General features: G+C 61.3%; 11 protein-coding genes and 1 pseudogene. 6 read left to right on the forward strand and 6 right to left on the reverse strand.

What is annotated here, in order from left to right; all coding sequences use genetic code 11:
* Positions 1 to 23: 23 nt before the first annotated feature.
* The 3 genes from JTY93_RS21240 to JTY93_RS21250 form a co-directional block, all read right to left on the reverse strand.
* Complete coding sequence (locus JTY93_RS21240) at positions 24 to 437, reverse strand: NUDIX hydrolase (RefSeq protein WP_205478028.1); 414 nt, start codon at positions 435 to 437, stop codon at positions 24 to 26.
* Positions 438 to 731: 294 nt separating this feature from the next.
* Positions 732 to 2,063: a response regulator c-di-GMP phosphodiesterase, NosR family gene (nosR, locus tag JTY93_RS21245; protein ID WP_159908714.1), complete on the reverse strand. Its 1,332-nt coding sequence runs from the start codon at positions 2,061 to 2,063 to the stop codon at positions 732 to 734.
* Positions 2,064 to 2,213: 150 nt separating this feature from the next.
* Complete coding sequence (locus JTY93_RS21250; RefSeq protein ID WP_205478029.1) at positions 2,214 to 2,486, reverse strand: type B 50S ribosomal protein L31; 273 nt, start codon at positions 2,484 to 2,486, stop codon at positions 2,214 to 2,216.
* Positions 2,487 to 2,721: 235 nt separating this feature from the next.
* Here JTY93_RS21250 and JTY93_RS21255 point away from each other — a divergent pair, with 235 nt between their 5' ends.
* The gene (locus tag JTY93_RS21255) at positions 2,722 to 4,341 is read left to right on the forward strand and encodes an FMN-binding glutamate synthase family protein (RefSeq protein WP_169993992.1); all 1,620 of its coding nucleotides are present in this window, start codon (positions 2,722 to 2,724) and stop codon (positions 4,339 to 4,341) included.
* A gap of 107 nt (positions 4,342 to 4,448) precedes the next feature.
* Here JTY93_RS21255 and JTY93_RS29230 read toward each other — a convergent pair.
* Positions 4,449 to 4,631 (reverse strand): annotated as a pseudogene (locus JTY93_RS29230) (hypothetical protein); the annotation flags it as partial.
* Complete coding sequence (locus tag JTY93_RS21260; RefSeq protein WP_169994060.1) at positions 4,628 to 5,002, reverse strand: GtrA family protein; 375 nt, start codon at positions 5,000 to 5,002, stop codon at positions 4,628 to 4,630. The gene JTY93_RS21260 and the pseudogene JTY93_RS29230, both read right to left, overlap by 4 nt.
* 247 nt (positions 5,003 to 5,249) lie before the next feature.
* Here JTY93_RS21260 and JTY93_RS21265 point away from each other — a divergent pair, with 247 nt between their 5' ends.
* On the forward strand, positions 5,250 to 6,383 hold the full coding sequence (locus tag JTY93_RS21265) for an OpgC domain-containing protein (protein ID WP_205478030.1): 1,134 nt from the start codon (positions 5,250 to 5,252) through the stop codon (positions 6,381 to 6,383).
* Between the two features lie 70 nt (positions 6,384 to 6,453).
* The gene (locus JTY93_RS21270; protein WP_205478031.1) at positions 6,454 to 12,948 is read left to right on the forward strand and encodes an NEL-type E3 ubiquitin ligase domain-containing protein; all 6,495 of its coding nucleotides are present in this window, start codon (positions 6,454 to 6,456) and stop codon (positions 12,946 to 12,948) included.
* 36 nt (positions 12,949 to 12,984) lie between these two features.
* Here JTY93_RS21270 and JTY93_RS21275 read toward each other — a convergent pair whose 3' ends face one another.
* The gene (locus tag JTY93_RS21275) at positions 12,985 to 14,403 is read right to left on the reverse strand and encodes an amino acid permease (protein WP_205478032.1); all 1,419 of its coding nucleotides are present in this window, start codon (positions 14,401 to 14,403) and stop codon (positions 12,985 to 12,987) included.
* An 855-nt stretch (positions 14,404 to 15,258) separates the two neighbouring features.
* Between JTY93_RS21275 and JTY93_RS21280 the strand changes: the two genes are divergently transcribed.
* From JTY93_RS21280 to JTY93_RS21290, 3 genes are all read left to right on the forward strand, one after another.
* Positions 15,259 to 15,717, forward strand: a complete 459-nt coding sequence (locus JTY93_RS21280; protein ID WP_205480976.1) for an REP-associated tyrosine transposase — start codon at positions 15,259 to 15,261, stop codon at positions 15,715 to 15,717.
* Positions 15,718 to 16,103: 386 nt separating this feature from the next.
* On the forward strand, positions 16,104 to 19,262 hold the full coding sequence (locus JTY93_RS21285) for a transglycosylase domain-containing protein (RefSeq protein ID WP_205478033.1): 3,159 nt from the start codon (positions 16,104 to 16,106) through the stop codon (positions 19,260 to 19,262).
* A 108-nt stretch (positions 19,263 to 19,370) separates the two neighbouring features.
* The gene (locus JTY93_RS21290) at positions 19,371 to 24,470 is read left to right on the forward strand and encodes an NEL-type E3 ubiquitin ligase domain-containing protein (RefSeq protein ID WP_205478034.1); all 5,100 of its coding nucleotides are present in this window, start codon (positions 19,371 to 19,373) and stop codon (positions 24,468 to 24,470) included.
* The last annotated feature ends 136 nt before the right edge of the window (positions 24,471 to 24,606 follow it).

The raw sequence follows: 24,606 nt of genomic DNA on the forward strand, positions 1-24,606 counted from the left end.
CTCAGTCCTTTGTGCCCGACAGCTCAGGCAGTGGTGGTCAGCGATGCTCGATAGAACGGCAGGATCAGATCACGTGTCAAGGGCGCCAACTGCAGGCCGCCGTCGCCTGCCGGGTCGATCCAGCGCACTTCTTCGATCTCGGCGGCGGGTGTCACCGGTACGTCGATACGCACTTCAAACAGCTCGGCCTCCACGGTAAACCCCGGCTCGTTGGCCGCCGGTGCCGAAAAATGCCCAAGGTACTGCGCCGCTGCCGGGTCGATCTGCAGGCCAAGCTCTTCGTGCAGCTCACGCGCCAAGGCCTGCGCCGGTTGCTCGCCGGCATCGATCTTGCCGCCCGGTTGCATAAAGGCCTGGGTGCCACGTTTGCGCACCAGCAGGGTCTGGCCGTCGCGGCCGATCAACAGGGCGGCGGCAATACGGATGGTCTTGGACATGAAATAAACGCCTTGAATAAAGGCGCGAAGGATCACATGACTGTGCTCCGTGCTGCAATGCCACCTTGTGGCGAGCGGGCTGTGACTGTGGCTGTGGCTGTAGCTGTGGCGAGCGGGCTTGTCGGAACGCCGCATCGCCCGCGCTGGGCTGCGAAGCGGCCCCAGACCTGCCAATGAGTTTTAACTGAAAGAACGCAGTGAACGGATTAGGGCCGCTTCGCAGCCCAGCGCGGGGCAAGCCCGCTCGCCACAACCACAGTCACAACCACAGCCACAGCCACAGCCACAACTGGCTTACTCTTCGGGTTCCTTGATGAATACGCTGTACTTGGCGCCTTCCATCGCTTCAAACGCGATCAGCTTGTCCACCAGCGGCAGGTTGAGCACTTTGCCGGCGTTGAGCAGCAGCATGCCGTTGTCGGCATTGAGGTTGCGCGCCAGGACCATACCTTCGGCCAACTCGCGAGTGCCCAGCACCCTGACCGTCGGGTCGCCCAGGGTCACGTCGCTGAGGAAGGCCGCGCAGGCCTGGACGAAGTCTTCCACCATGTCCGGGTCATACAGGCGCCCGGCGTATTTGCGGATATACAGCAGCGCCTCGTCGCTGTTCATCTGCCGCTCAAGAATCAAGCCGCGCTGCAGCTCGATAAAATCCACCGCCAGCTTGAGCAAGCGCGAGCCAAAAGGAATGGCCTCGCCCTTGAGGTGATCAGGGAAACCACTGCCGTCCCAGCGCTCCTGGTGATGGCGGATCAGCCGGGCGGCGTCCTTCATGGGTTCCAGGGTCATCAACAACGATTCACTCTGTGTGGCGTACTCGCGAAAACGCTCGCGGTCGGTGCTGTGCAGCAAGTCCGAGGGCGCGACCATCATGCTGTCGCTCCAGCTCAGCTTTCCGATGTTGTACAGCGCTGCCGCCATGGTCAGATCGCGGCTGCTGGCGTCGTCCAGGCCATGGAGCACGCACCAAGTGCGCACCAGCTCGATGATCTGGCGGTTGGTCTGCTTGCTGCGCGGCAGGCGCAGGTTGGCCAGCAGCGAGAACACCTCGGTGCCGGTGGCGTAGCTGTGCTTGAGTTCTTCGTAGGCCAGGTCGAGCATGTCGGCGGTCTGCTGCAATTCACTGGTGCGCGAGACCACGCGCTTTTCCAGGGACGCATTGAGCTGCTTGAGCTCCTCGTTCTGCTGGCGGATCAGTTGTTCCAGGCGCAGGCGCTCACGCTCGGAATGCTGGTGGGCCAACGACTGACGCAGCGCCAGCAGCAACTCTTCGTCCTTCCAGGGTTTGCTCAGGTAGCGGTAGATCTGCCCTTCGTTGATGGCCTTGATGATCAGGGTCAGGTCGGTTTCGCCGGTCAACAGCAGGCGCACGGTATGGGGGTAGTCGTGATGGATCTGTGCCAGCAACGTGGCCCCATCCATATCCGGCAGGCGTGCAGCACTCATCACCAGGTCCACAGGCTGGCGCGCCAGCGTGGCTAACGCTTCTACTGCCGTGGTGGCGCTGCACAGTTCAAAGGGTTCCAGGCGCAATAACTGCGCGAGGCGGTCATGCACGTCCGGGTGAGTGTCGATCAACAGCACCACGGGACGATCGGTTTCAGAAAAGGTAACGGACTCTCCCACGGGACACCTCGGATCTAGTCGCGTCGGTGTGCGCTTCCTACGGTCAAGGTAACAGCCTCCTGGCTATTACCTAGCAGTTTAGTCAGTTTTTTAGCCGGTAGTGGCCTAATAATGCTATTTGCCACTACCGCGTCTGAAGCCTCGAACCGGTCAGGCCTCGGCGGCTCTGCTGGAGGAACCAAACGAGGCAAAGCGCTTGTTGAAGCCGGCAATCCGCCCTTCGACCTGGGTCTTGCGCTGTTGCCCGGTGTAGATGGGGTGGGAAGCGCTGGACACGTCGAGAGCCATATAAGGATAAGTATTGCCATCGCTGTGTTGGTGGGTGCGGTCCGTATCGACCGTGGAGCCGATCAGGAAGAACACGTCGGCGGCAGTGTCGTGGAACAGTACGGTGCGATAGGCGGGATGGATACCAGCTTTCATAGGGCCTCCGGGGGCATCTGGGCAAGATCAATACGTTATACAGTAACGCAAATAATGCACCCAAACGAGAACGCATTGCAATACCGATAGATGCCCAGGTTCTATGCGGTTGCCCTGGCAAGGAACTCGCCCGTAAGCTGGGACTCAGTCTTGAACCGTGAACCCGCCTAAAGAAAAGAACCTTGTAGGAGCCGGCTCCTACAGGTCATAGAGAGTCCGAACCCAAGGAAACCGTATGAGCCTGTCGTTGCTTAGCCGTTATGCATTCTTTGCCCTGTGCGTCATTTTCACCCTTGCCAGCCTGCCCTTTATCCAACACGAATGGTTATGGCCGATTACCCTGGTCACCGCCGTACTGAGCCTGATCGGCGTGTTCGACCTACTGCAAAGCCCGCACGCCGTGCGCCGCAACTACCCGATCCTGGGCAATATCCGTTACCTGGTGGAAGGCATTCGCCCGGAAATCCGCCAGTACCTGCTCGAATCCGACAGCGACGCCCTGCCCTTTTCCCGGGCCCAGCGCTCGCTGGTGTATTCGCGGGCGAAAAACGAAACGGCTGACAAACCCTTCGGCACCCTGATCGATGTGTACCAGTCCGGTTTCGAGTTTATCGGCCACTCCATGCGCCCGGCGCCGCTGAGCGATCCCAGCGCGTTCCGCGTGATCGTCGGCGGCCCGCAATGCACACAGCCGTATTCGGCGTCGGTGTTCAATATCTCGGCAATGAGCTTCGGCTCGTTGAGCGCCAACGCCATTCGCGCCCTTAACCAAGGGGCCAAGCTCGGTAACTTTGCCCACGACACCGGCGAAGGCAGCATCAGCCCCTATCACCGCGAACATGGCGGCGACCTGACCTGGGAACTGGGCAGCGGCTACTTCGGCTGCCGCACCAGCGATGGTCGTTTCGACCCGGAGCGCTTCGCCGTGCAGGCGCAAAACCCGCAAGTGCGGATGATCGAAATCAAGATGAGCCAGGGCGCCAAACCGGGCCACGGCGGGATCCTGCCCAAGCACAAGGTGACCAAGGAAATCGCCGAGACCCGCGGAATCATGATGGGCGAAGACTGCATCTCACCATCACGCCACAGCGCGTTTTCCACGCCGATCGAGTTGATGCAGTTCATCGCTCAATTGCGTGAACTGTCCGGCGGCAAACCGGTGGGTTTCAAATTTTGCCTGGGCCACCCGTGGGAGTTCATGGGGATTGCCAAGGCCATGCTGGAAACCGGAATCCTGCCGGACTTTATCGTGGTCGACGGCAAGGAAGGCGGCACCGGCGCCGCCCCCGTGGAGTTCACCGACCATATCGGCGTGCCCCTGCGTGAAGGCCTGCTGTTTGTGCACAACACCCTGGTGGGCCTGAACCTGCGCGACAAGATCAAGCTCGGCGCCAGTGGCAAGATCGTCAGCGCCTTTGATATCGCCAGCGTCTTGGCCATCGGTGCCGACTGGGCCAACTCGGCCCGAGGCTTTATGTTCGCCATCGGCTGCATTCAGTCGCAAAGCTGCCACACCAACAAATGCCCGACCGGCGTTGCCACGCAAGACCCGCTGCGCCAAAGAGCGCTGGTAGTGCCGGACAAAGCCCAACGCGTGTTCAACTTCCACCGCAACACCCTCAAGGCCCTGGCCGAAATGCTCGCGGCGGCTGGCCTGGATCACCCTTCGCAGCTGTCGGCCAAGCACCTGGTACGGCGTATGTCGGCCACCGAGATCAAATTGTTCTCGCAGTTGCACGTGTTCCTCAAGCCCGGTGAATTGCTCACTGGCGAGGTGAACGGCGAGTTCTATTCGCGGATGTGGCAGATGGCGCGGGCGGATAGTTTTGAGCCCCATGAAGTAGAAGCAGCTTGACCAACAAGTCGCTGGCGCCGAGTTTCGGCGCCTCTTCCAACGTTCATTATTAATACCAAGCCTCGTCATGAACTGTGGATGCAGCAAAGTATTGGAGCCACTCAATACACATCAGCGCCCTTGCGCCATTGGTCGACCAACTGTGCAACCACTCCAAGGGGCCCTGCTGGTCAACGTCGATCGGTATGACGGCATCGCCGGTGGCGTATTCAAGCCCGGCGCACCGCCTGGTGAAACACGCCGATGACCTGCTCTTCATTGAAGACCGGCACAATCAGCGACAGCTTCATGCCCCACCTGTGCGAAAGATCAGGTACTTGGATAGCAGAAATCCAACAATCAGGCTGATCAGCGAAAACGCCACGACTGTAAGCAGCCCGGGCAGTTGCCAGCGATCCCCCATCGCACCTACCAGCAGGCTCAAGCCGCCCATGCACAGCATAAACAGCAGGTAGCGGCCCAACGTCGCGCGCATGTCGAAGGTGTAAAGCGCGTTGGCATAAAAAGAAAAGGAAGCGGCCAGGCAGAAAGCCAGGAAGTTGCTGCACGCCTGACTAAGATCGAGGGCAGCCCTGAGCACGAAAAAGACCTGCCAATGAATCACGGTATTGGCAATGCCAATCACCGTGTAGCTGGAAAAGCCCATCCATAACTTACTCATTCGGCATTGCGCTCCATCGGTCATGACCGGATTCAAGCAAGCCATCGACTGGCCGACGCGTCTACTGTGAGAAATGACAGTCCAGCCCTGATTTACGACCAGCGGTAGAAAACCCTCCGTAAAATTGAGACATTCAGTAATACCCAGCCTTTGCAATTGCTTACAAATACCGCCAACCTGCGCCCGCCCGACGCACGGCAGGACCATTCGCGTCGCTATTTAATCCATTGTTCAAGAGCCCGCAGCCATGCTTAACGGACGCGACCCGCGCATCGATTTTTTTCGGGGCCTGGCGTTGATCTTCATTTTCTGGGATCACGTCCCCCACAACCCACTGGGCCAGATCACCCTACGCAACTTCGGCTTCAGCGATGCCGCCGAGGTCTTTGTGTTTCTCGCCGGCTACGCCTGCGTGCTGGCCTACGGCAAAATCCTGCAGGGCGAAGGCTATTGGATGGCCAGCCTGAAGATCCTGCGCCGGGCCTGGGTGTTGTATGTGGTGCATATCTTTTTGCTGGCGATGCTGATGGGCATCGTGTTCTTCGCCAACAGCAAGGTGGAAACCCGCGACCTGGTGCAGGAGATGGGGCTGACGCACTTCATCACCAACCCGCAACAAGCCCTCACCGATGAGCTGCTGCTGCGCTTCAAGCCCAACCTGATGGACCCGTTGCCCCTCTACATCGTGCTGTTGCTGGGCCTGCCGCTGGTATTGCCGCTGCTGCTGCGCAAGCCGTGGGCGGTGGTGGGTGTATCGCTGACGGTGTACCTGCTGGCGCCGCGCCTGGGCTGGAACCTGGCGGCGATTGCCGACGGTGTCTGGTATTTCAACCCGGTGACCTGGCAGTTCCTGTTCATCCTCGGCGGTGCGGCGGCGGTGCATGCCAGCCGGCCCCGAGTGCCTGATACGCGGCGGTTGCGCCAGCAACCATTGTTTATCGGCGCAGCCACCTACAGCCTGCTGGCCGCGGTGATTACCCTGTCCTGGCGCTGGCCCGAAATCCACGATGCCGTGATGCCCGCCGTCGTCAGCGATTGGTTGTACCCCATCAGCAAGACCGATCTGTCACCGGTGCGCCTGTTGCACTTCCTCGCCCTGGCCTATGTCACCGCCAAGCTGCTGCCGGGTCGTGCCTGGACGCAAAACTGGCTGGCGCAGCAGAGCTGTCGCATGGGCCGCTATTCCCTGGAAGTGTTTTGCCTGGGCGTATTGCTGGCGCCTCTGGCGGACATGCTCAATGCCCAGGTCAATGATGCCTGGCCGATGCAGGTGTTCAGTGCACTGCTCGGCCTGGCACTGATGGCGGCACTGGCCGCTTGGCTTGAGTTCAACAAAAACCTCGATAGCGCCCGGCACGCATGCCTTGCTACGGATAAATAGTTAGCCCCGGGCGCCAAACACGGGGTGATTAGATCGGCCTTCCACTTTATTTGTGAAAGGCCAACCCCTCATGCCGACCCATCAGTTAGCCAACGGCTTATCCGGCAACCTGCAATCGAGTATTACCTGGGCCCAACAGGAGGCCGTGGATCAGATACGGCATAACCTGACCCAGGCGCTGGGCAACCTCACCCTCGCGGAAAAAAAGCGCTATATCCAACTGCAGCGCGATGCCCTGGCCGCTCTGGCGGCCGTCGAAACCGAAAAAGAACGCGTGGTCCAGACCTTCAAGTCCGAAGGCATGGAGCAGTTACGCAGCCGCATTGGCGATCGCGATCCCGAAGCCTTTCAATTCCAGACCACTTACCGGGAGAAAGTCGAAAAACCTTTCCCCTGGGAGCCTCAGCCCGCCGAACGCCCACGCTATCGCCGCCGCTCCTACACTGAAGATTGGCATTACATCGACCACGTCAAAAGCATGTCGCTGTGGGAAGCGGCCTGCCTCAATTTTGGCTTCACCTATGGCCGGATCACCGAGTCTGGCTACAGCCTGGTCCAGGCCAGCAAGGTCATTGGCCCAGGCGATGACCGTAGTCTCACCGCGCAAGAGTTTATCGATGTGGCGCGTGAGCTGGACCTGGGCGGCCAACTGAAAAGAAGCATCAATGCCATCTTGGGAGAAGACGGTACCTTGCGCCGTCTGATGGAGGTTTCGGCCCGTACGCTCCTGCAATTCGACGTGCTGGAAGCCTGGCGCAACCGTACCGAAAGCGGCCTGACCCAAGAGATGTACGAGCACCTGAACGCGGCGATCGAAGGCAGCGGGACACAACCGGAGATTGAGTCCCTGGGCGTGACATCGGGCGTTACGCTGGTGGTGGCCGTTCCATTCGTGCCCTGGGACAACATCATTCCAATCCCCCTGCTGCTGATTCGCGTCGCAGCCCTGGGCGTGCTGTCGTACTTTCCGTTCCGCCCAGGCGGGGCGCTGCGTTATCACCCGGACGCACGCAGCGCAGAGCAAGACTTCCGCCAGCAATTGCTCGACAGCCATCAACAAGAAGACCTGGGGTGGTTTTCCCGGCAATTGCCCCTGGTGGGCATGTCCGTTTTCAGCAAACTGATCACCCGCAAACCCCGGCCAGACGGCATGAGCTGGCTTGCCGGAAAGCTCTACGACGGCTTTCACAAAGCCTTCCCGGCCCGCACGCTTGACGATATCCGCTTTAGCGCAGACCCCAAGACCGAGCGGCCCGTGAGCCTGGTGCAGGCACTGACTTACCGGCAGATCCAACGCTGCCAGGCAGACCTGGATACGCTCGCCGTCGACCGTTCCGAAGCCGATTGGCAAGCCCTCAAGGACGCCGCGCAGGAGATCAAGGCGGAGATCCTCGGCTTACTCCTGACCCCGCTCCCCGGCGGTGTGATGGGCATGATGCGCACCACGCAATTGCTGATTCTCGGCAGCCTGACCTACGCCGTGATCGAAGGCCTGGACCAGGCGATCAAGGGCGACGCCAGTGCCTTTGCCAACAGTCTGACAGACGTGGCCGACCTGATTGTCAGTGGCCGGCTGACCACCACCGCAAGCCGCTTGCAGCGCCAGCGCGTACACGCGCTGATGCAGAAAATAGGCAACCCGCGCAAGATCATTCACCCAGGCGGCAGCCACCGACTGTGGAAACCCGATGCAAAACCCTACGCCCACGATCGCCAGTCGCTGCTCGACGGCCGTAGCCCGGACGCCTTCGGGGTCTTCAACGTCGATGGCGAGCAATACGTCAAGCTGAGCCAGGATCAACAAGTGCTGGTGGCCAAGGTCAAGCACGACGATCAGCAACTGCGCTTCGTGCTCCAGCACCAACGCAACAACGGCTACACCCCGCCAATCGTGTTCAACCCGGCGCAACAGACCTGGGTGTTCGACCTGCACAATGTCCGCACCCTTTCCGACATCGAGTTACTGCAACGCATGTTGCCCGACGGCTCTTCCGGGGTGCCGGCAACAGACATGGAAACCATGCTGCGCAGCACCGCCACGACCCGTCAGACCCTGGACAAGGTCTGGCGCTCGGAGCCCGCGCCCTTGAACCTGACCGAAGGGGTTCGGCGTTTGCAGGTCGACCGGCTGCTACAACTGATGATCGATCGCTTCACCGAGTCCGGCTACCTGCCCCCCCACGGCGACAGTGCGGTGCTCTGTGTGCTGACACAACTGCCCGACTGGCCAGCCAACGCCACCTTAAGCATCAGCGACCCACAGCGCACGGTGATCGAGAGCTACAGCAAAACCGAGTTGCCATCGCCCGATAGCCACGCCATCGACATTATCCGCGACGATGATGGCAACTACAGCGCCCTGAACGCGGCGCACCTGCCAGCCGATACCGACGAGCCGCTGCTGAGCCTAGTGATCGCGTTGCAACCGAGTACCTCGCGCCTGGGCCTGGAAGGCCATGCCGTGCAGACCACCGCGCAACGTATCAGTGTGGTGCGCCGAAACGTCAGCACCCTGGTCGGTAAAGAGCGCTTGACCCTGTTCAGCGCCCTGGTCAATTACGCCGGGTACGAAAAAAGCGAGCACCTTGCCCCAGCCCATGTGCGCCGTTTTCTCCCCACCAAGGCCTCGCCACCGCAGGTCGTCGTCACGCCGTTGCTGAAAAAACTGCGCGATCTCAATCCCCCCTTGTCCCCGGCCAACCTGGAGCGCCTGCTGGAGCAGCATCCCCTGACACCCCGTCAGCAACAGGCCTACTTGCAACATGGCGTGCTGCCCAGTGCGTTTCTTGAGCCGTTGGAAAATCACCGCACCGCGCTGCGCATCGATGCCGCCATCGACGGTTTGTACCACCCCCGCCCCTACAATGGCGACATTGACCAATGGGCCCGGGAGTTTGCCTCGGCGCTGGTGCGCAACACCCTCAAGCGCCCCTTCGTGGTCACCGAAGTGGTCGCCGGGCACGTCGCCAAACCCTACGTTTCCAGCGGTCCCGAGGACCCGACCGTGGAACTGCGCCATTACGGCAACGGCGTCTATGAGGCCTACGACATGCTCAACGGCGGGACGATTCCCGTGGCCGCCAGCGTGGACAGTTTCTACCTGGCCATCGGCTCGGTGCTGCAACCCCACGAACGCCAGTTGCTGGGCATGACCAGTGCCACGGATGCCCAGGGCCTGCGCACCCGGCTGGGCGACTACATGAGCAGCCAGCGCAGCGCGGCAGGTTTTGTCAGCCTGGTCGACGGCTCGCTGATGCAGTACGAACAGACCCTGAAACTGCCCACCGACCTGGCACCTGACAGCCAGGGGATTTTTCAATGGCATGCCCAACAGTACCTGCCGCTCTACGGCTCGCTGTACCGGATCGTGTTTGACAAGAACCTGCACAAATGGCGCCTGGCCCACCCAGAAAAAGTCGGCGTCGACACCCCCGTGCTGGCGCACAACGGCCAAGGTGCCTGGCGCCTGGCCAAGGAAAACCCAATGACCTGGGACAACCACGAACTGCTGTACCGCCTGGGCAACCACACCTACGCGTTTACCGAAGCAGAGTCGGCCAATATCCTCGCCCTCACCAACACCCCGCCCAGGCTTCTGCGCCACGTCCATAGCGGCGGGCTGGCCGCTCCACCGCTGCTGACCGACACCTGCAAGCGCCTGAAGATCGAACAACAGATCCAGCAGTTCATCCAAGCGCTGGGCAACACCCCGATGTCACGCATTGCCCGCCCCGACTTGCAACTGTTGGTGCTTTCCAGCCTGCCCAGCTGGCCCGACAGCCACGCCATCCGCGTGGTCGATGCCGACAACCGGGTGCTCCAGCAATACCCCGAGGGCAACCACTCAAACGACCAGGCATTGCTGGTCAAGAAAACCGACTATGAAAACGCCAGGCTGCTAGACACCGTTATCACCCACGATGAAGTGACCCAGGCCTTGCTGGGTGAACTGCCAGCGTCCCGCGATGACCGCCTGTTCAAGCTGGTCAAACTGATCGTCGAGTTCACTGAAAAAGAAAAACCTCAGTTACTCAAATCGATCTACCAGCGCAGTGAAAACGATGGCGGCGAGTTGGTGCGTCACTTCAAGGTCCATCACCCCCAATTGCCCACCAGCAGCGTCGAGGCGATTCTCGGCCAAGCCACACCCCGGGAACTCAAGCAACTGCAGCAAAAGAAAACACCCGGCTTGCGCCTCGCGGAGCAGGCGCGCCTGTCTGCCGATGATGTACGCCTGAACCGCGCCTATGAGGGCCTGTATAGCGACGCCTGCCGCAACGCCGACAGCGACCGGATCACCCTGCATCTGCTCAAGGATGTACCCACGTGGCCCGCGGACCTGCGCATCGACATCCACCAAGGGGATAACAGCGGGCGCCTGCTGCACAGCGCAGGCCCCCTCGACGGTCGCCAGCGGCGGCAGATCGCCAAGACCCCGCACGGCTACCAGGCCTATGACGCGACGGGCACCCCCCTGGGGCAGCCGTCAAACCTGTTGTTGGAGGTGATTGTTTCAACCTTGTCCGACAGCAAAAAAAGCACGCTGCAGGTGACCGATGAGGCGGGGATCGCCGGGTTGCGCCAGCAGATTCTCACCCTGGCACTCAGCCAGCGGGTCGAGATCAAAAGCCTGCTGGACCTTAAACACCTGCAACCCTGGATGGTGCCTCCAATGGGCGGTGACCGCACATTCCTGGTGTACCCGTTCTGGAGCCAGCTCTGGCCATTTGGCGGCAATCGTCCGCCCGATCTGGTCAGCAAAGTCCAGGAGCTCTACCCACGGATGGACAACGACCTCGCCCGGCAATTCATCCGGTCGCTGAACCTGAGCGAGCCGGCGGCGCTGATTGAAATCGAACGGCGGCGCACCGAATACCAGGCCATGGACACGGCGCTGTCACGCTGGGCCGACACACCACAGAGCGCCGACGAGCAACTGCATGACCCCCTGGGTATGCGCCTGGCCAGTCGTCGTTACATTGCCCAACAGCTGTGTGCGGCCTGGCGTCGTGAAAATCGCTCGCTCTGGCTGGCAGGGGTACTGGATGCCCAGTTCCTGGACCTGCAACTGGATGACGGCGATCTGCCCCCCGCCGACTTCATCAGCGGCACCCAGGGTTTTGCGCACATCGACTACCTGAAAATCGCGGGCAATCACTTCCCTCCAACGGGCAGTGATTTCCTGAGCAAGTTCGTCGGGTTGAGAGGCCTGCAACTGGATTGCCGCTTGACCGAGTTGCCCACCGCTATCACCGACATGACGCAACTCACGCACCTGAACCTGCGCCACAACGACATCCGACTGACGGACGCTTCGGCCCAGCGCCTGGCGGCCATGGTCAACCTGAACGAGCTGATTCTGGACAACAACCCGAATCTGGGCGTGCCTCCGGACGTCAGCCGCATGACCAACCTCAACCGACTGTATCTGGTCAATACCGGGTTGACCCAATGGCCGATCGGAGCAGAAGCGCTCCTGCGCCTGGAGGATCTGCACCTGCAGGAAAACGCCATCACCCAGATCCCGGAAGCCGTATTCACCCATCAACGCACCGATTCACAACGCCGCGACATCCTGCTGCACGACAACCCGCTCTCGCCTAACGCCCTGGAACGCCTTGAAGAACACCGGCGCAACACGGGCGTCAGGATCGGTGGCGCATTGACACACAGGCATCATCCCGCCGTGGTTGACGGCGCCTCCCAATGGTTGAGCGGCGTGCCGGCTGCCGACATTCCGGCGCGCAGGGCGCTGTGGGAACAACTCAAAACCCATGAAGGCGCAAGTTCTGAGGATGCCTTCAGGGTGCTGACAGACCTGACCCAAACCTATGCCTACATCGAAGGGGGCGCATCGCGCAACGTCTTGACCCAACGCGTCTGGACCTTGTTGCAGGCCATGGGTGAATCCACCGAGTTGCGCAACAACGTGTTCCTCAACACCTACGGGTCAGGCGACTGTGGCGACAGCGTGCTGCTGGCTTTCACCAACATGGAGCTTGAGCACCAGATCCACCTGGCCAAGGAGCAGAGCCGCAGCTATGCCAGTGATCGTGAGCTGATCGGCTTGTCCACCGGGCGCTTCTACCTGAATCAACTGGACTACATTGCCGACAAGTTTATTCATGATCGGGAGGTGGCCGGCCAGGAAGTCGACCCGGCCGAGGTCACGATTTACTTCCGTGCGCAGTTGGCCAATGAGTTCAAACTGCCCTTTCAACCGCTTGAGCTGCTGTACACGGTTGAGGACTATGTAACGACGCAGGTCCTCGACGACACACGCGCGCAACTGCGCAGGCTCGGTCAAAGCCCGGCCCTGCAAGAGTGGCTATTGATGGAGGGGTTCTGGATCGAATACTTGGCCAGGAGCCATCCAGAGCCCTTTGCGACCGTCAAGGACACCATCCGCTACAAAGTCGGACTGCTGGAGCAGGAGGTTGCGGACAGGCAATCGGACGAGTACCTGGAACGGCGCCAGTCCCTGATAGATCTGGAGCAGTCAGAACAAAATCGCCTGGTGCGACAACTGACCGTTGCCACCCAGGCGGCATTGCAACGCACGTAATCCCTGCCCCGGCCATTGCGGCCGGGGCACGGTGCATCAAGCCGAGCGGGGCGAACCCTGGGTAGCCTGGGTCGGTTGCAGCTTGAACACGTAGAACAACACGGTCAGCAGCACCAGGAAGGCCGGGCCGACATACAACGCAATGCGGGTATCCGGGAAGTACGCCATCAGGCCCACCACCAACACCAGGAAGGCCAGCGCCAGGTACGAACTGACCGGGTACAGCCACATGCGGTACTTCAACGCCTTGTTCTCGGCGGGGCTCAGGCTCTTACGGAACTTGAGCTGCGCCAGCAGGATCATCACCCACGTCCAGATCGCGCCGAAGGTGGCGATGGACGTCACCCACACGAACACTTTTTCAGGCACCAGGTAGTTGAGCAACACGCCCAGCAGCAAGGCGAAGATCGACAGCAGCAGCGCACGACGCGGTACGCCGTTGCTGGAGGTGGTGCCGAATGTCGCTGGGGCCTGGCCGTTCTGCGCCAGGCTGTAGAGCATGCGCCCGGTGCTGAAGATCCCGCCGTTACAGGACGACAGCGCCGCGGTAATCACCACGAAGTTGATGATACCGGCCGCCGTCTTGATGCCCAGACGCTCAAAGGTCATGACAAACGGGCTGCCCTGGGTGCCGATTTCGTTCCATGGGTAGATCGACAGAATCACGAACAACGCACCGACGTAGAACAGCAGAATCCGCCAGAACACCGAGCCGATGGCGTTCGGGATCGTCTTCTGCGGGTTCTTCGCTTCGCCGGCAGTCAGGCCGATCATCTCCACGCCGAGGTAGGCGAACATCACCATCTGCAAGGACATCAACACGCCCTGCACACCGTTGGGCAGGAAGCCGCCGTGGGCCCACAGGTTGGAAATGCCCAGCGCCACACCGTCATTGCCAAAACCAAAGGCGATGATCCCGACGCCGCCAATGACCATGGCAATGATGGTGACGATCTTGATCAGGGCGAACCAGAACTCGAACTCACCGAACGCTTTGACCGCGATCAGGTTGATCGTGCCCATGCTCACCAGGGCCGCCAGGGCCCAGATCCAGCGAGGCGTATCGGGGAACCAGACGCCCATGTACACGGCGACGGCGGTGATTTCGGCCACGCAGGTCACCAGCCACAGGAACCAATAGTTCCAGCCAGTGAGAAAGCCCGCCAACGGGCCGAGGTAATCCTGGGCATAACGGCTGAACGAACCGGCGACGGGGTTATGCACCGCCATTTCGCCAAGGGCCCGCATGATCACCAGGATCGCCAGACCGCCGATGATGTACGACAGCATGATTGCCGGGCCGGCCATTTCGATGGCCTTGGCGGAACCGAGGAACAGGCCGACACCGATACAGGCGCCAAGCGCCATCAGGCGAATATGCCGTTCGCCCAGTTCACGTTTGAGCGGGCCGCCGGAAGCGGTCTCGCCGTGGGGCAGGTGATTGCCAACGGGCATAGGGGTACAACCTCATCTTGTTATTGGATAGGAACCACCCAGTGTCCACCCACACGGCGGGTCGCCATGAGGACGTCGTACCAGGCTCGCCTTTTGGACAAGCCCGTCTGGCCCGGGTAAACCGGCCAGCTCGGCGGCGGTGCAGTATAAAAAGCCACAAGCAGGGCTTTTCACTCAATAAGCAGTAAAGATCAGCGATAAATCTCGGAAAACCCCGGTCCTGCAGAGGAGCATTCCCTGAGACATGTAGGAATCGCCTTCAATAAACGCCGGCGAGTATTGCACAGGGAGGGTGCGCCGTCATGCCCCTACCTTCGGTGGATTTACCTGTCATAAAGGCTCTAGAACAGCCATTCCAGAGCAATCGCCCTGTTGCCGTGCCCCTAGCCACATTTACCGCGCCAGCCTACCTATTGTGGGCAGAGGACCTATTGTGGCGAGCGGGCTTGTCGGAACGCCGCATCGCCCGCGCTGGGCTGCGCAGCAGCCCCAACAAACCCACCCCAGTTTCTCCAGGCACACCGCGCAAGCAGGTTTTGGGGCGGCTTCGCCACCCAACGGGGGACAAGCCCCCTCGCCACATTTACCGCGCCAGCCTATCTACCGTGGCCATAGCACTCATTGTGGCGAGCGGGCTTGCCCCGCGCTGGGCTGCGCAGCAGCCCCAACAAACCCACCCCAGTTTCTCCAGACACACCGAGCAAGCAGGTTTTGGGGCAGCGTCCCCCCATAACGCTCCGGCCATAGGGCATACATCCCTTCACAGATACATCTGCACACCGATTTCAGGAACTCGTTCCAACACCAAGTACTAGGGTCAATAAACCTTCCGCCAGTACCTCAAGGAGCAAAGGATTGCCCCAGAAACCCAACTCCCACTTGTTACGCCTGGGCCGCTATTGCGAGCCAGGTCGGGCCTATCTCATCACCACCGTGGTCCACCAACGCTATCCACTATTCTGCGACTTGCGCCTAGGCCGGTTATTGGTGGCAGAGCTCAAACACACCCATGACCTGGGCCTGGTCAACTCACTGGCATGGGTCATCATGCCGGATCACCTGCATTGGTTATTTGAGCTAGGCGACGCCCCCTTGTCCCGGGTCGTCGGCAGGACAAAGTCCCGCAGCACACTGACCATCAACCGCGCACGGGGCAGCAAGGAACGCTTCTGGCAAAGTGGCTACCATGACCGCGCAGTCCGCGCCGAAGAAGACATTCGCACAATTGCACGCTACATCGTCGCCAACCCCCTGCGTGCCGGGTTGGTCGACCACATCGGTGACTACCCCCTCTGGGATGTCGCCTGGCTTTAGCCCACTTACTGTGGCAAGCGGGCTTGTTGTGGCGAGCGGGCTTGCCCCGCGCTGGGCTGCGCAGCAGCCCCCCTCAGTTACCCCAGACACACCGAGCAAACAGGTTTTGGGGCGGCTTCGCCACCCAACGGGGGACAAGCCCCCTCGCCACATTTACCGCGCCAGCCTGCCTATTGTGGGCAGAGGGCCTATTGTGGCGAGCGGGCTTGCCCCGCGCTGGGCTGCGCAGCAGCCCCAACAAACCCACCCCAGTTTCTCCAGGCACACCGCGCAAGCAGGTTTTGGGGCGGCGCCCTCCACGACCACATACAAATTCTGCCTACCCGCCAACCAGCGTCTAAGCTTCAGGCAAGTCCGATCAATCTGCGTGAATGGATCAATCGACTATGGGCGCGTTATGGCAAACCGGTTCGACCACCGCTGCGCAACCCACCGACAGCCCGGACGATCAGCCATTGCCACAAAATCCCCGTAGACGCAGGCGCGGATGGCGCTGGTTCTGGCTTTTGCTGGGAGTGGGGCTGGTCGCGCTCGCGTATGCCGCCTCCCGGGAGGTGCGTAGCGCCAAGTGGCAGGCTCGTGAGTTCAGCCGTGTGGCGGCGACTTTGGTGTACACGGTGCAGCCGGGCCCCAGCGACGCCATTGTGTACCCAGGAGACGGTCCCTTCGACAAACGCTTGGGCTACAGCGCACTGGGTGATTTCCTGCCGCGACTGCTCAAGCGCAATTACGTGATCCAGAGCCAGGCCCATTTTTCCCAGGACTTGCTGGACTACACCCGCCATGGCCTGTTCGTACCCTATGCCGAAAAAATTCAGGCCGGCCTGTCGATCAGCGACTGCCGTGCGCAACCGCTGTATCAGTTCAACTATCCACAACAGTTCTATCCGACCTTCAGCGCCATCCCGCCGGTAATCGTCAACAGTCTGCTGTTTGTAGAAAACCGTGACCTGCTCGACCCCGCGCAGCCCCAGGCCAACCCCGCCGTGGACTGGCCGCGCTTTGCCAAGGCCGCCTGGTCCCAACTGGCCAAGCTGGCGCACCTTCCAGGCCAGACCGCTGGGGGCAGCACCCTGGCCACACAGTTGGAAAAATACCGCCACTCGCCCGATGGGCTGACGCTTTCCGGCGGCGAGAAGATCCGTCAGATGATTTCCGCCAGCGTGCGCACCTATCAAGGCGGCCCCCAAACCCTGGCCGCCCGGCAAAATATCGTGCGTGATTACCTCAACAGCGTGCCGCTGTCCGCCGTTCCAGGTCACGGTGAAGTGCATGGCATCGCCGAAGGCCTGCGGGTCTGGTATGGCGCCGACTTCAATCAGACCAACGCCCTGCTGGCAGCCGACGATCCAAAAACCCTGGCGCAAAAAGGCCTGGCCCTGCGCGAAGTGTTGTCGCTGATGATCGCCCAGCGCCGCCCGTCCCATTACCTGTCCAAGGGCCGTGACGAGTTGGCCAGCCTCACCGACAGTCACCTGCGCCTGCTGGGGCAAAGTGGCCAGATCGAACCGGCGCTGGTCAGCGCCGCCCTGGCGAGCAAGGTGACTTATCGCGACTGGCAGCAACAGCCGACGATCCAACCGATCGAAACCAACAAAGGTATCAGCGTGGTGCGCAGCCGCCTGGCCACCCTGCTCAACCGTCCGTTGTACGATCTGGATCGGCTGGACCTGGCCGCCACCAGCACCCTGCAAAGCGAGCTGCAAACCCAGGCCACCGACTACCTCAAACGCCTGGCAGACCCGGCGTTCGCCGCGCAACTGGGGCTGATCGGCCCGCGTCTGTTGACGCCCACCAGCACCGCCCAGGTGCGCTACAGCTTCAACCTGTACGAGATGACCGCCGACGGCGCGCGGGTGCGGGTGCAGACCGACAGCACCGACCAACCCTTCGATATCAACGAAGGCAGCAAGCTGGAACTGGGCTCTACCGCCAAGCTGCGGGTGCTGACCACCTACCTGCAAATCATCAGTGAACTGCACGAGCGCTTTGCCGGCCAGACACCCGCCGCACTGAAAAAAATCGAAGTCAACGACCAGGATCGCCTGACCCGATGGGTCGTGGATTACCTGCTGCAACACAGCGATCACAGCCTGGCGAACATGCTCGATGCGGCACTCGACCGGCAATACTCGGCCAGCCCCGGCGAAGCCTTTTTTACAGGGGGCGGCTTGCATCGCTTCCACAACTTTCGCAATGAAGACAACGGCCGCAACCCGACTCTGCGCGATGCCCTGCGCGAGTCGATCAACTTGCCGTTCATTCGCCTGATGCGTGACCTGGTGCGCTACAGCACCTATCAGGGGCCCAACAACAGCGCCGAGCTGCTCAAGGACGACAGCGACCCGCGCCGCCAGGAATACCTGGCCCGCTTTGCCGACCGCGAGGGCACCACGTTCTTGCTGCGCTTCTGGAAAAAGTACCGCAACAAAGACACTCAGGCCCGGCTCGAGACCTTCCTCGACAGCATGCATCCCACGGCCATGCGCTTGGCCGCGGTCCACCGTTACCTGTTGCCACAGGCCAGCCAGCAGAGTTTCAACAGCTTCGTACGGGCCCACCTGCCGGCGACCAAAAGCGCCGAAAAACTCACCGATGCACGCCTCGACACGCTCTATATCAACTACGGCCCCGGGGCCTATGACCTGCCCGACCAGGGCTATATCGCCAAGGTCCACCCGCTGGATCTATGGCTGTTGGGCTACCTGCTCAACCACCCCGACGCCACCTTCAGCCAGGCCGTTGCCGCCAGCGAGCATGAGCGCCAGGAAGTCTACAGTTGGCTGTTCAAGAGCCGGCACAAGAGCGCCCGCGACAGTCGCATCCGTACCATGCTGGAGATCGAAGCGTTCCTGGACATTCACCAGCGCTGGCAGCAGGTCGGCTACCCGTTCGACCATTTGGTGCCGTCGCTGGCCACCGCCATTGGCAGCTCGGGCGACCGGCCCGCAGCGCTGGCGGAGCTGGTCGGCACGATCCTCAACGATGGTGTGCGCCAGCCGCCCCTGCGCATCGACAGCCTGCACTTTGCCGCCGACACGCCCTATGAAACCCGCGTGGTCAACGACCCCGACCGGGGCAAGCGGGTGATGCCCAGCGCTGTTGCCACGGCCTTGCGCGGGGCGTTGTCGCAAGTGGTGGATGCCGGCACAGCCAAACGCGTGGCCGGCAGCTTCAAGCTCGCCGATGGCACGCCCTTGACCATGGGCGGCAAGACCGGCACCGGCGACAACCGCATCGAAGCCGTGGGTGCCGGTGGCCGCATTCTCAGCTCCAAGTCCATCAACCGCACGGCCACCTTTGTGTTCTACATCGGCGAACAGCACTTCGGTACGCTGACGGCGTTTGTACCGGGCACCTCGGCGCAGAATTTCACCTTCACCTCGGCCCTGCCCGTGCAAGTGCTCAAGGGCATGGCGCCGTTCCTCACCCCATATCTGCAACCGGGCGCGCACACCTTGTGCCAGGCGCCGCCACCCCGCCAGGCGCACTACACGCCGGCGCTGCAACAGGGCGTCAGCTATGTAGATCATGCATTTGAATAATGAATTTTTGCCGCACTTCACACGTGCATTGACCGCAGGATTTTGAACTTTTGTTCTGAACTTCAACGGATACGCTAATGCTTAAAACCATTTAGCGAGCTTTATTGCATGTCCGAATTGCCCCGACCCGCGCCCTCTTTCCCAACGCACCACAAAGGGCCTCACTATGCACTGATAAAACAGAAAATCCCCCTCTGGCTCACCACCGCCACCCCAACCAGAATCGCCTCGCTGAGCAGCGCCGAACTATCCCGTCCCGCCTGGTACGCCAGCGCCTCCCCCCACCAACATGAAGTCCTGCAACGTACCAATGCCGAAGGCTGGCGCACCCAGAACGAGGTGGATCGGCAGTTGGGCGAAGTACAAGATGTGTATGCGTTTGCCGAACCCTTGTTGAAAAAAGCCATCGGCGACCGATACGGCCTGCACTTGGATGTAAAAACGACGTTTCTCAACCTGTTTATCGCCAAGACGCTACCTTGGTACGCGCTCAATATTTCTCCGGGAGTCACCAGCCGCAAAGTGTCACTGCTGGATGCGGCGCTGCATAACTTTGCCGCCGGCGAAACCGTTGAAGATGACTCCTGCTACATCTCCCAGCCGGACTATCGCGGTCACTTCACGATCCAACCCTTGCACGACAAGATGACCATCGCGCAATTCAAGGTGCTGTGCCGTGAACTGGACCTGGGCGCACGCTATCAGCAGCACCTCAACAGCCACCTGCTGCCCACCGACCCCACCACCCGCGCCACACTCAAGCACAACGTCATCGCCAGTCAGAAGGCCGCGCTCAAAGTCGCCGCGCAACTGGCCGCGTTGAAGACCAATGGCCAACAAGCCCCCGACCTGGGCGCCGCAGCCTACGGGACGCTGATGCGTGCATTACGGGGTGAACGGGGGTTGATGCAGTTCTACCAACTGAGCATCCTGGATGCGCAACTGACCGGGATCTTGCTGATTGCCGCAGACCTGGACCGAATATCCGGCGTGTCGAAAGTGATCGCCTATATCCCCCATGACCCCGAAAGCCCGGTCAAGGAATACGACTCCAGCCTGGCCTTCATGCGCGACCTGACGCGCAAACTGCAAACCAACGCGCCCATCCCCTCACGGGACCAGCAGACGTACCAACAGTTCTTCAGCCAGTTTGTCGACCATAGCCTGCGCGGGCATTTCTTTGCCGGGCTGGACCAGCGTTTATGCCAGGTGCAGTGGCATGAAAAAGCGCCCCTGGACCCGCGCCCGCACTGGCGCGAGACGCCCCTGGACAACCCCCGCCTGCAGTTTTCGGCGGTGCGCATCGACGGTGATCTGTGGGAACACCTCTATCAGCAAGCTCTCAACAAGATCCTCAATGACGGGCGCACCCTGGTCGTTTCCACCGCCGATGCCGACAGCGCACAACGCTGGGCCTGGTGGGACAACCTGACAAAAATCGTCGCGGACATTTTCAACATCGCCCTGATGGTGGTCACACCTTTCGTGCCGTTTCTCGGCGAATTGATGCTGGCCTATACCGCTTATCAACTGAGCAGCGATGTCATCGAAGGCCTGCTGGACCTGAGCGAAGGACAATTCAGGGAGACCGGCGAACACCTCATCAGCGTCGCCACCGATATCGTGCAACTGGCAATCTTCGCCGCCGGTACGACCCTTGGCGGCGCCTTCAAACGCTCGGCGTTTGTCGATGGCCTGCGCAAGGTCGACGTCGGCGTGCAACAACGCTTGTGGCACCCCGACCTGGCGCCCTACGCGCGCAACGACCTGCAACTGCGACACGACGCGCAGCCCGATGCCTTGGGCCTGCATTCACACAACGAGCAACCCATCCTGCGCCTGGATGAGCGGCACTATGCGCTCGAGCACGATCCCGCCAGCGATACCTACCGGATCAAACACCCGACGCGGCCGCAAGCGTATGCACCCATGCTCGAACATAACGACCATGGCGCCTGGCTCCACGAAGGCGAAGACCCACGCACCTGGGACAGCGAAACCCTGCGCAACCGCCTCGGCCCCCTGGTGCAAGGGCTCTCCCCCGCCGAACGCGAGCAGGCCTGCGCCACCAGCGGCACCCACGACGGCGCCTTGCGCATGATGTACGCCCACCGCGAACCGCCCCCGCCGCTGCTGGCCGACAGCCTCACACGCCTGCAGCTACGCCGCCAGGTCAGAGCTGCGCCGCAGCTCATGCGCACCGCAGGCGCGCCGGACTTGCCCACCAACTGGGCAGTGCAAACCACCAGCGAGCTTCCCGGCTGGCCGGCGGACAAAGCCGTCGATGTCTTTATCAATCACGACTTGAGCGGTTATGCCATGCGCTACGGAGCAAGCGAGGCCACACCGGCCAACACCCTGACAATCCGCCATGACGACGTACGCGCCGGCAAGCTGCCCGAGCAGGTCGTAGAATTTCTCAGCGAGGCGCAGCTCAAGGCGCTGCTGCCAATGCCACTGCCAGCCACCGCATCCGCGCGGGTCGAGGCCTTGCGCGAGCAACTGGCCAAACGCCTGGAGGCGCAGAAGACCACGATCTTCAATCACCTCTACAGCGTGCGCGAAGTGCTTGATACGCCCCACGGCCAACTGATTCAACAGCAGTTCCCGGAACTGCCCGCCGACCTGGTGAGCACTTTGCTGCTGCGCACCTCACTTCAGGAATTGGAGGTGATGAGCCAAGAACAGCGAATCCCTCTGCGCCTGAAAAACCTCGCGCGCGAGCTGGCCAACGAAGTACGCGCCAGCCACGCCGCCGAAGGGTTGCACGAAGACGCCCTGCTAACGCCAGACACTGAACGCATGGCCCTCAATATCGTGCGCCTGAACACCGATGCGCTGGGCGACCTGAACCTCGCCATTTATGAGCAATCACCCGACGGCGCCTTGCGTTGTCAGGTAGGCCCGGCTGACGCGGGCACGCAAAAAATACTCTTGTACAAAGGCCCCGGGCGCTACCAGATCCATGATCCGCAGCTCGCACCGCCCAGCGCGCAGTACAGTTTTTACGAAGCCTTGCTGCGCGTGCTGCCCAGCGATGCCGTCGATTACCGGCCGGGCCAAGGCGAAATATTGCGTGCCTGGCTCAGGGAGCAACTTGAACCCATGGCCGCACGCCGCACCGTGCTGCAAGAGCCCAGCCGGCGTCAGGCCGACGACCGCACGCTGCAACGCCTGCTGCAAAAACCCGGCTTCGAGGCGTTTCGACGCTTGTTTCGACGCCAGCCTGCGCCACCCCCAACGCTTCAGGAAACCCTGGGCAAACTGTGTCCCTTACTCAACGAGCAAGAGATCGAGCAGGTCACGCCATTTCTCAACACCCCACCCGGCAAGCAATTGCTGAGCAAGCTGGAAGCCGACCACCGGCTGCTGCTCGAAGACCTGCGGCGCATTCGCAAAAGCCGCACGCTCGGCATGCCAGGCAGCGTGCTCGAAGAAAACGAACTGCTGATGCGCAAACTGATCGTCAGGGAGCTGCGTACCTGCTGGGAAGAAGGAGCCTACTTGAGCATGCTGCCCCCGCAACCCTCTGCCCGCGGCACCCTGCTGGATTTGAGTGAACTGGTACTGGGCCGCTATGTCCACCACATGGCACCCTTGCGCGCCGACTTCAGCCACGTCACGCGCCTGAACCTGAGCGGTACACACCTGTTGGATCAGGAGATGGGCTTTCTCGACAACTTCCCCAACGCGCGCATCGTGGACCTGTCCGACAATAATCTGACCGGTATTCCTCCTCAACTGACCGATTTGAAAAGCCTGACCACGTTGAACCTGAGCCTTAACCCGATCAGGTGGGTGAACTATGACTACGAAGTGCTCAAGCGTTTGCCGCAGTTGCGCTCATTGAACCTGGAAGGTCACACCCTGCTGCAAGTGCCGCCGGATCTGAGCCTGATGCCCGAATTGCGCCGGCTGGTTCTGCGCCGAAGCGGTATTACCCAATGGCCAGCCGGCATGGAGGCCCCGAGGCTGGCCATCACCGAACTGGATATGACCAGCACCGCGATCAGCAGCGTTCCGTCGTTCGCCGAAGACTCGGTGGGCGCGCGCATAGTGGCCAGCAGTTGGCTCGATCGCAGCAAACTTGAACCGGAGGATGAAACCCGCTTCGTCAGCTACCGGCGGGCCTTTGGTTTCGACCCCTATCGCACCGTGCCACGCGGGGGGGCGGCCGACCGGCAATACTGGTTGTCCGGCCTGAGCGGCGAAGAGCGCAATGTGGCCATCAAGGTTTGGGACGATGTGGAAAAAGAACATGGCTCCCAGGGGTTGTTCGACCTCCTCAAGCTGTTGCGCCCACCTGAAGGCTTCCAGACCGAGGCCGACGCGCAACTGTTCAGCGCAGGTCAGGAAGACCTGGCCATACGGGTCTGGCAACTGCTGTTTGCGGCGGATGAAAACCCGCAGTTTCGCGAGCGCATCTTCAGCCTGGCCGCGACCCCGGCCAATTGCGCGGATGCCGGCGCGCATATTTTCAACCGCCTGGGGATCGAGACCTTGCTCGAACAGATCCTCAAGGACAACTCCCCGCAAGCCCTGCGCCAACGCGAAAACCGGCTGGTGAGCCTGGCCAGACAGGCCTGGCGCCTGGAACAGGTCAACCGCCTGGCCCGTGAAGAAGTCCGGCATCGGCTCACGCCGACCAGCGAAGGTGGCCTGGGGCAGACCTTTGGCACCGACGAAGGCCAGGTGGATGACGTGCAGGTGTACCTCGCCTACCAGAGCGGGCTCAAGACACACCTGAACCTGCCCTGGGTGTCGGAACACATGGTGTACCGCAACACGGCCAAGGTGACCCAGGCCCACCTCGACAAAGCCGCGCGCACGATTCGCCAGATGCAGCACGGCGACGGCCTGGTCAATGGCCTATTGGAACAGCCGTTCTGGAGCGACTACCTGCACGACGCCTACCTGCAAGACTTCAATGCCCAGGGCGAACAACGCGACAAGGCCGGCAGCCAACTGCAGGAGCTGTTGGAACTGCAACAGCAATGGGCCACCGGGCAACTGCCCGCCGAAGCCAAGGCACGCCTGCGCGAACAATTAGTGGCCCTGGCCGACGAACTGGTTATCCCGTATAGCGTAGTGCTTGCCGACCAGGTGTTATCAGACAGCACCGTGCTGGGCCTTTATGAGCATATCCAGCATGACTATAACGAACTGGCCCGCCGCCTGACCCGCCAGGCCCTGACACGGCTCGGTTAAATGTAGCGAGCGGGCTTGTCGGAACGCCGCATCGCCCGCGCTGGGCTGCGCAGCAGCCCCAACAAACCCACCCCAGTTTCTCCAGGCACACCGCGCAAGCAGGTTTTGGGGCGGCTTCGCCACCCAACGGGGGTGT

Source organism: Pseudomonas hygromyciniae (genome assembly GCF_016925675.1).
In the GTDB taxonomy this organism is placed as follows: domain Bacteria; phylum Pseudomonadota; class Gammaproteobacteria; order Pseudomonadales; family Pseudomonadaceae; genus Aquipseudomonas; species Aquipseudomonas hygromyciniae.